At 43.5% G+C, this 9,322-nt stretch carries 8 protein-coding genes; 2 read left to right on the forward strand and 6 right to left on the reverse strand.

Annotated features, from left to right (window positions below; all coding sequences use genetic code 11):
• The 4 genes from proC to RTR63_RS08110 form a co-directional block, all read right to left on the reverse strand.
• The coding region (gene proC, locus RTR63_RS08095) for a pyrroline-5-carboxylate reductase (RefSeq protein WP_312523643.1) at positions 1-759 on the reverse strand (759 nt) is incomplete at its 3' end.
• Between the two features lie 222 nt (positions 760-981).
• Positions 982-2,466: a tRNA lysidine(34) synthetase TilS gene (gene tilS / locus RTR63_RS08100; RefSeq protein WP_312523645.1), complete on the reverse strand. Its 1,485-nt coding sequence runs from the start codon at positions 2,464-2,466 to the stop codon at positions 982-984.
• A 121-nt stretch (positions 2,467-2,587) separates the two neighbouring features.
• Entirely contained in the window at positions 2,588-3,397 is an 810-nt protein-coding gene (locus tag RTR63_RS08105; protein WP_062332163.1) for an acetyl-CoA carboxylase carboxyltransferase subunit alpha, read from the reverse strand.
• A gap of 125 nt (positions 3,398-3,522) precedes the next feature.
• Positions 3,523-5,046 (reverse strand): Ppx/GppA phosphatase family protein, encoded by a 1,524-nt coding sequence (locus RTR63_RS08110; protein ID WP_096489379.1) that lies wholly within the window; start codon positions 5,044-5,046, stop codon positions 3,523-3,525.
• Between the two features lie 494 nt (positions 5,047-5,540).
• Between RTR63_RS08110 and trxA the strand changes: the two genes are divergently transcribed.
• Positions 5,541-5,864 (forward strand): thioredoxin, encoded by a 324-nt coding sequence (gene trxA, locus RTR63_RS08115; protein ID WP_144918732.1) that lies wholly within the window; start codon positions 5,541-5,543, stop codon positions 5,862-5,864.
• A gap of 385 nt (positions 5,865-6,249) precedes the next feature.
• The gene (gene rho / locus RTR63_RS08120) at positions 6,250-7,518 is read left to right on the forward strand and encodes a transcription termination factor Rho (protein WP_060994528.1); all 1,269 of its coding nucleotides are present in this window, start codon (positions 6,250-6,252) and stop codon (positions 7,516-7,518) included.
• A gap of 123 nt (positions 7,519-7,641) precedes the next feature.
• Here rho and ypfJ read toward each other — a convergent pair whose 3' ends face one another.
• Both ypfJ and RTR63_RS08130 read right to left on the reverse strand, forming a co-directional pair.
• Positions 7,642-8,526 carry a KPN_02809 family neutral zinc metallopeptidase gene (gene ypfJ / locus RTR63_RS08125; protein ID WP_060994527.1) on the reverse strand — a complete coding sequence of 295 codons (885 nt, stop codon included), beginning with the start codon at positions 8,524-8,526 and terminating at the stop codon, positions 7,642-7,644.
• 514 nt (positions 8,527-9,040) lie between these two features.
• Positions 9,041-9,322, reverse strand: a 282-nt coding sequence (locus RTR63_RS08130) for a hypothetical protein (RefSeq protein ID WP_312523649.1), incomplete at its 5' end; no start/stop codon positions are given.

A 9,322-nucleotide genomic window follows, 5' to 3' on the forward strand; every position in this document is an offset into this window, starting at 1 on the left:
TTTGGCATCCATCACTTCAATTGCCGCTTGGGTAGTCCCATTGGGCGAGGTCACTTTGCGACGCAGGTCAGCTGGCGTATCATGACTGGTCAATGCCATTTGCGCTGAGCCCAATGCCGTTTGCATTGCCAAAGCCGTTGCTTGGGTTTGGGTCAGCCCCAATTTTTCACCCGTGGCAATCATGTTCTCTAACATATAAAAGAAATACGCAGGCGCTGACCCTGAGATAGCGGTCACGGCGTGCAGTAGGTCTTCGTCATCGACCCATAACACCAGTCCTGCCGCAGACATCACTTGCTGCGCAAGTTGCTGCTCCGCCTCGCTAACCCTGGCTGTCGCGTACAAGCCTGTGGCACCCATTTGAATCATCGCAGGGGTATTTGGCATCGCCCGCACTAGCTTGACTTGCGGCCCCAACCATTCGGCTAAACTATCGGTACCAATCCCTGCGGCAATTGAAATAACCACTTGCTCGCCCCAGCTGTCTTTGACTGGCAGTAGCACATCTTTAATGACCTGCGGTTTGACGGCGAGCACGACCACATCAGCTTTTTCGATGGCGTGCTTGGTATCGTCGATATTGCTCGCATTGTAAGTATTTAACCCTTGGGCCTCAAAATCCGCTAACTTCTCGGCATCGGTTTCAACCACATGCAGTAGGCTACTTGGCTGACCTTTTGCTAATAGCCCTGCGATTAGCGCCGATGCCATATTACCGCCACCAATAAAAGCGATATTAAGAGAAGTTGTGGTTGCCATAGATGTCCTTTGTAATCATTTTTTGTGGGGTGACGAAAGCAGTTAGAAGAAAGTAGTTAAAGTGTTCGCCCTCGCTATTATTCGCAAATAAGTCTACCATACCCACTGCAAATTTTGATGACAAATTTACAGCGTAAATTGGTGTACATGGCGCAAATTCAAGGGATTATTGCTGGTTTGATAGTCTCAGTTTATGACAGTCTTAGTCCATGACAGTCTCAATCAATGAGATTCACTCATCAGGCTGTCTATCCAAACCAAGTGCCACGGACAAGGCGCTTGGGTAGCTAAATTCAGCTCACCGGCATCTGCCAGCCAAACACTGATATTCGGCAATAATAAAGCGAACCGTGGCGGTGTTTGAGATGCCGTGAGCACCTTTTCTTCGTCGTCATTCATGATGACCACTTTGGCAAATTGTCGCTCCCAGCTAGGAATATCAAATCGTTGGCACAGTTTTTTAAACGATTGGTGAAAAGATTGTGACAATAATTGAAAAGACTCATTGGGCAACACGGCTCTGCTAGCAAGCACCAATTCTAGAGATAGCCCCACAGATAATTCCTCAGATAATCCCACATCGGCAGTCAAATTGGCTAATACCCTGTTATCTGACTTGCTATGAATCGCCTTTACATAATCGGCATCAAGACGGTATAACGTATCGCGGTATTTTCTAATTTCAATCCCCTGCCACTGCAAAATCGCTTGCTGGTCTGTTTGCGCTGATTGTAGTAACTGCTCAATTTGTATAATCAATTGCCGAGTGGGGGCAAATTTTTGTGAGCCTTTGACCCAATGATGCAATAGGTTAAAGCGTCTCGCTTGGCTCAATGATTTTAGATTGGGGATATGCAAACATTGCTGATGACTTGTCCAGCCATTTGACCACTGACATAGCGCCAAATCTTGTTGATATTGGTCATCAACTATGTGATGCGCTTCGGTTAGGTTTTGCTGGGTGCGGGTGATATTTTGCACTACTTTATGAAAGCGCTCATCAAGGAGTGGCAAAATCTGATTACGTAAAAAAGCGCGCTGATTAGTTACGCCAAAATTGGTAGGATCATCGACATGAGGGAGATGGTGCGCTGCTATAAAGTCGCTAATCTCATCACGCGTTACCCCAAGCAACGGACGCCATAACCAAATAGGTTTGCCAAATTCGTGTTGCACCCCAAATGCCGTCATACCTGTAAGCCCTGCCAACCCTGTCCCTTGGCATAGGTTCATCAACAAGGTTTCCACCTGATCGTTGGCGTGATGGGCCAAGGCAACAATAGCGTTTTCGCCTGCAATCTGTATGATGGCACGATAGCGAGCGGTTCTGGCTTGTTGTTCATTTGCTTGTTGTGTGCCGATTTGTTGTTCGTTGGCTTGTTGTTCTTGGCTGATTGTACTATCGGCGGCATAAACTTGCTGCGATTGCCAATCGATACAAACGCTGTCATAGTCGATGTGGTGCTTGTGGCAATAGGCTTCTACGAATTGTTGCCAGTCATCACTGATTTTTTGCAATTTATGATTGATATGAATCACATGAATCGGTAGTTGTAGCTGCTGACAGGCGAACAGTAATGCCATCGAGTCTCGCCCGCCACTGCACGCAATATAAATTTTAGTGGCTACCTTGGGGCGCGGGTTGATATGGGTTTGATAACTTTGTTTAATCGCTTCAATGACAGGTGACATAGGAATAGACGACATAGTGCTCAAGCTCATGCGGCAAGAGAAAAACAAGCGGATAAAACAAATGGGATAAAATGATGGGCGCCTCAATAAACGCCCATGGATCATTGAAAATTAAAATAGGTTAAATCACTGACAATCAAGCAGAGGCTTTTGGTAAGGACACCGTAGAATTAAAGCTCATCAGTTTTTCATAGCGTTGTTGCAGACGCGTTTGCTCATCAAGCTTTATAAGCACCGCTAGCTGTTGCTCAAGTGTGGCTTTAAGGTTGGTCATAGCCACATCGCTGTTAATATGCGCGCCCTCGCCTTCTGCGATGACTTCATCAATCAAGCCAAGGGATTTTAAATTTACCGCACTGAGTTTCAATGCCTCACTGGCTTGGGGCGCTTTTTCAGCCGTTTTCCATAGAATCGACGCACAACCTTCAGGCGAAATCACGGAATAAATGCTGTTTTCTAGCATATTGATACGATCAGCGACGCCAATCGCCAATGCACCGCCTGAACCCCCTTCACCGATTACCGTGGCAATCACAGGCACATTCAAGGATGAAAATACCGCAATACTTTGGGCAATCGCTTGCGCTTGACCACGCTCTTCTGCACCTACGCCAGGATATGCGCCTTGGGTATCAATAAAGGTCAACACCGGCAATTTAAACCGTTCTGCCATTTGCACCAGTCTAACTACTTTGCGGTAGCCTTCTGGGTTTGCCATACCAAAATTGTACTCAATACGCTCACGGGTGCTGCGACCGCGATGTTGACCAATCAGCATGACAGGCTGGTCGTTAAACATCGCCATGCCCCCCAAAATCGCTTTGTCATCGGCATACGCGCGATCCCCTTGCAGCACATCAAATTCCGTGAACAGCTGGTTGGCATAATCCAAAAATAATGGTCGTTTTGCATGACGTGCAAGCTGTACTTTTTCCCAGACACTCATTGTCGTTATTCCCTTGTTTTATTGCGACTGTTGTCATCTTAATATCGTATGACAGACCTAAGCTCTTAATTTAAAATTTAAAAATTTGCTTAGCTATTTACTTAGCTGTTTATCTAACTATTTACTTACCCAATAGCTGGCTCATAAGTGGCAACGGATAAGCTCATGCCCCACTTTTGCCAAATATCAATTTCATCTTGCAAATCTGATAGCACAAGACTTGCGTTATCATCGGCTAAATTTACCGAAACTTCCCAAGTATGGTTATCTTTAGCCGCTAGCTGAATCGGTAGCGTATCATGTTTGCTACGGCTGTGATGCACCAGTACCGCTAGGCGTAAAATCAGGGTTAAATACACCAGATTGTCACCGCCGACCATTTTGACTTCATCATAACTATCAGGTTTTAATTTACGGCGATGATGCATCACTAGCTGCGACAAGCGTGTTTTATCGACTTGTGAGAACCCATCAATATCCGAATTTTCCAGCAAATAGGCACTGTGCCTGTGATAGCTACTATGGCTGATGGCAAGACCAATTTCATATAAATAGGCACCACGGCGAAGTAAATCCGCGTCTTCTTCATCAAGCCCCAAGCGGTTTTTCACTTGGTCAAACAGCTGCTGCGCGGTACCTACCACACGTTTTGCTTGTTTTCTATCCACCGAATAACGCGTCATCAAGGCTTGTACACTGCGATCGCGCACATCTTCACTGGCAAAACGCCCGAGCATATCGTACATGACGCCTTCGCGCAGCGCACCATCTGAATAAGAGATGGTATCAATGCCCAAAACATTCATCGCTGCGAGCAGCACCGCGACACCAGCCGGCAGCACTGCTTTACGAGTGTCTTTAATATCGGCAAAATCAATATTGTCGATATGTTTTGCTTTAATCAGTAATTTTTGAATTTCTTTGACACCGCTGTAGGTTACCCGAGCATTTTCATCGGCAAGCCCAAGTTGCAGCAAAATTTGATTGACCGCTTTAATCGTGCCGCTTGAGCCCGTGACACTGTCCCAACCCGTTTTTTGGTACAAACGGCTAATGCCAAGCACTTCTTTTCTCGCCGCAGCAATCGCTTTTTCAAACGCTTTTTCGGTGATAGCGCCGTCAGTAAAATAGGATTTGGTAAAGGCAACACAGCCCATCTGTAGGCTTTCAGTCAAAATTGGGTCGAAGCCTTTACCAATAATAAACTCCGTCGAACCACCCCCAATATCAATCACCAAGCGTTTGTCGGTACTGGCATTGGTATGAGAAACTCCCAAATAAATTAGACGCGCTTCTTCTCGCCCAGCAATGACTTCTAAGGGTTTGGGTAAAATTAAATTGGCTTGTCGAATAAATTCATCCGCATTCTTGGCTTGGCGCAGCGCATTGGTAGCCACAATCCGCAACCGCTGTGGGGAAACAGCGTCTAGTCTTCCAACAAAACGGGTCAAACAATCCAGCCCGCGTTTTTGTGCCTCAAGCGACAAATAGTTGTTTTCATCAAGTCCAGCGGCAAGCTGCACTTTTTCTGACATTGATGCTAATTTTCGTACTTCCCCATGGTCTAACCGCGCGATGGCAAGATGAAAGCTATTTGAGCCAATATCAATGGCGGCCATAAGTTCGTTGTTAGCAAGTAAGTCAGGCATATTTCACTTAGTGTCGGTTAAAGTCAATAATTCGATTAAACACCATTTTACGCATTTTCACCCTTGAGTAAAAGCCATTTTATTGCAACTGCCATTTTTGCCTCCTCCCATGCCTGTCCATCGGTAAAAAGAATTGACTGTAATATTTTCTAAAAAATTCTATCGTTACAATCATTTAGATACAATTAATTAGATGCCATTAATGTTTCTTATCATAACTATCAAAACAATTAACCATAGCCATACCCTGTTTTGGGGTTGTGTTATGCTAAGATGACCCTATCATAATAATCACTATAAATTAATTTGCCTTTGGGTGTCTGTTTAATAGATTTCATTATCCTATCATTGTTTCTATCACTGTTTGATTGTATCCAATATTAAGATTTTTTTATTAGGCAAAAACAAGCACTGGGCAAAAACAAGGGTTTGGGTCATTACTTAACCGTAATCCAAAACCTAACAGTTAACAACATCAACACGTAGGAGTTACTATGTCTTCAGTTATTCATGCCGATGAAGGTACTTTTGAAAAAGCAGTACTACAATCAGATACCCCAGTATTGGTCGATTTTTGGGCAACTTGGTGTGGTCCATGTAAAGCCATCGCCCCTGTATTAGACGAGCTTTCTTCGGAATACGAGGGTAAAGCGCGAATCGTTAAAATCGACGTTGACCAAAATCCAAACCTAGCCGCACAATATGGTATCCGTAGCATCCCTACCTTATTTGTGTTTAAAAACGGTGAAAAAGTGGATGCCACTATGGGTATGCAACCAAAAGCCCAATTGACTGCCCTTATCAATAAACACCTATAATCGCTATGGTAGATTAATAGGTTAAATTGAATTTTTATATTGGTAACGGTGTCTTTTTTGATAGTTACCAATGAGATTCGCCGCGATTTTGATACTTGTGAGTAAAAAAATCGCGGTTTTTTATGTCGATACATTGACAAACGAATATGTCAAGTCGTATAGTGTGTTTCACAAAATAACTATCTTATCGATATGCTTAACGTCACGTTAGCAGGCATTTACCAGTATTCGGTATTGTCTGTTTGCAACGCTTAGTTAATCATTTCAAACGTTTCTAGTTTTTCTCTTTATATTCTCTTCACCCCCTACTGTCTTAAAACGATGCAGCGCCTTTACTCGACTCACGTTTTGAGGTGGTTCAAAATTAGTTATTGATGATTTACCTATGAATTTGACTGAACTCAAAAAAAAATCGATTGCTGAATTGTTGTTGATTAGCGAGCAAATGGGTCTAGAAAACATGGCCCGTAGTCGCAAACAAGATATCATTTTTGCTATTTTAAAAACCCATGCCCGAAACGGTGAAGCTATCTATGGGGATGGCGTGCTTGAGATTTTGCCCGATGGCTTTGGTTTTTTACGATCGTCGGAAGGCTCTTATCTAGCAGGTCCCGATGATATCTATGTGAGTCCGAGCCAAATTCGCCGTTTCAATCTCAAGACGGGTGACTCAATCGCAGGGACGATTCGCCCACCCAAGGATTCCGAGCGCTATTTTGCCCTATTAAAAGTCAACGAAATCAACTTCGACACCCCAGACCGCTCTCGCCACAAACTGATTTTTGAAAATTTAACCCCACTTTTCCCCACCCAGCAGCTTCGCCTAGAACTTGGTAATGGTACCACAGAAGACTTAACCGGCCGTATCATTGACTTGATTGCCCCGATTGGTAAAGGACAACGCTCGATTATCGTCGCTCCACCAAAAGCGGGTAAAACCGTACTGCTACAATCTATTGCGCAATCCATCACCAAAAATAACCCAGAATGTTATCTCATCGTGCTGCTCATTGACGAGCGTCCTGAAGAAGTGACCGAGATGCAGCGTACGGTGCGTGGTGAAGTGGTCGCATCGACCTTTGATGAGCCGCCAACCCGTCATGTACAAGTCGCCGAAATGGTGATTGAAAAAGCCAAACGCTTGGTTGAGCACAAACAAGACGTGGTGATTTTACTTGACTCCATCACACGCCTTGCCCGCGCTTACAATACTGTATTGCCCTCATCGGGTAAAGTATTGACGGGTGGGGTGGATGCCAATGCCCTAGAACGCCCAAAACGCTTTTTTGGTGCCGCACGTAATGTCGAAGAAGGCGGTAGCTTGACCATTATTTCAACCGCTTTGATTGACACAGGCAGTACCATGGATAAGGTAATTTATGAGGAGTTTAAGGGGACAGGTAACCAAGAAATTACCCTTGAGCGTGACATTGCCGAAAAACGGGTATTCCCTGCCATCAATATCAAAAAATCGGGCACTCGCCGCGAAGAGCGGTTGATGGATGAAGCGATGCTACGCAAAGTATGGATTCTGCGCAAACTGCTACACCCCATGGATGAACTACAAGCCACGGAATTTTTGCTAGAAAAACTTAAAGACTCAAAAACCAATGATGAATTCTTTGAGCAAATGACGCGTAAAGATAAATCTTAATTGTGTTAACTCCTAATCGTTTTAATTAGCTGACTTATAAAAATAAAAAAGCTCAACCTAGTGTTGAGCTTTTTGTTGGTGTCTTTTTTATTGGCGTCCTTTGGGCTTAAATCGCACCGCTACTTAAATTGCGCCACTAAAAGTATCGCATTGGTTGATATCACCCGATTTTAAACCGCGTGAAAACCACGTCATACGTTGTTGACTGGTACCATGAGTAAAGCTATCAGGGACAGCGGCACGACCACTGGCTTGGGCCAAACGGTCATCACCGATTTGCTCCGCCGCATTAATCGCTTCTTCAATATCGCCTTGCTCTAAGAATTGAACACGTTGTTGGTTACGGTTTGCCCAAACACCGGCGAAACAGTCCGCTTGTAGCTCTTGACGCACTGATAAATTGTTGGCTTGTGCTTCAGTAGCACGGCGACTGGCTTCATCCACTTTTTGACTAATACCTAATTGATTTTGTACATGGTGACCCACTTCGTGAGCAATCACATAAGCCTGTGCAAAGTCACCTGCTTTACCTTGGTTTTGTGCATCACCTGAGCCATTTTGGTCACCTGTAATCCCCAATTTTTGGCGCATTTCTTGGAAAAAACTGGTATCAAGATAGACGCGTTGGTCAGCAGGGCAATAGAAAGGTCCTGTCGCTGAAGAAGCGTTACCACAACCCGAGCGTACCATGCCATTAAATAACACCAACTTAGGCTGTTGGTATTGCATATTGTTTTCACTAAAAATTTGACCCCAAACTTCTTCCGTGTCTTTTAATACCACTGAGGCAAATTTTTGGTCACGGTCAGCGGTTTGCTGGTCAAGGGTTTGTTGACCGCTACTATTTCCACCTGTGATTGCAGAACCTGTTTGCATGGCAGTCATAGGGTTCATACCAAATACCAGCCACAAAATCAACCCAATGATAATACTACCGATACCGCCGCCCACAGCTTTACCGCCGCTGACCAGTACATTTGAACTACCGCCACGATCTTCCCACTTCATACCAATACCTCCTTAAATATTGTCTTGCTTTTATAATATGCTCATTTTGGCATTGTAGCATTTTGCCTAAAAATTACTGTGTGAAATCGTAGTTTTATACAGATTTTTGAAAATAAACCCTAATAATATGCAACTAATGTAACTTATCTACCCATCAAAGCCTTAGAAATCTTATTAAGATTAAGCAATTATCACCATAAAAAATTATTTTTTAACTATATCCAATAGACCGCTAAAACAAAAAAAATTTGTAAATTTACAAAAATAAAGATATCTTTGCCATATTTTTATGCGTATAATACGTCATTTTCCGCGAAAAGCTAAAAAAGATATCTTTCTCGTGCGATATCAATAAATCTAAAAAGTTGTATTTGTGATTGCGGTGTTATTTTGTTACAACCTTTTATCAGATTTATTATATTTTTTTATGCGAAAGTTATTCTATCTTGACTAAGTTTCCGCTACAATATTGCCAGTTTCATGTCCCGTGTGTCTTTAATTCTAAATAAACCGTTTATTTAGAGTATCGTCGAGTGAATACGGGGTTATTTTCTTTAGGAGAACACGTAATGAACGTTAAATTAATCGCTGTATCGAGTTTAGTTGCTGCATCTTTAGCTATGACTGCATGTAGCAAAAAAGAAGAAGCTGCACCAGCTGCTGCCTCTACAACTGCTTCAACTACAGTTGCTTCATCAACTACTACTACCACTGTTGAAGCTTCTGCACCAGCAGTAACTGCATCTGCTGCAACTGTTAACGCTTCTACTGTTGTTGTAGACACTGCATCTGCTGC

Source organism: Moraxella sp. CTOTU47724 (assembly GCF_032014955.1).
Taxonomy (GTDB): Bacteria; Pseudomonadota; Gammaproteobacteria; order Pseudomonadales; family Moraxellaceae; genus Faucicola; species Faucicola tetraodonis.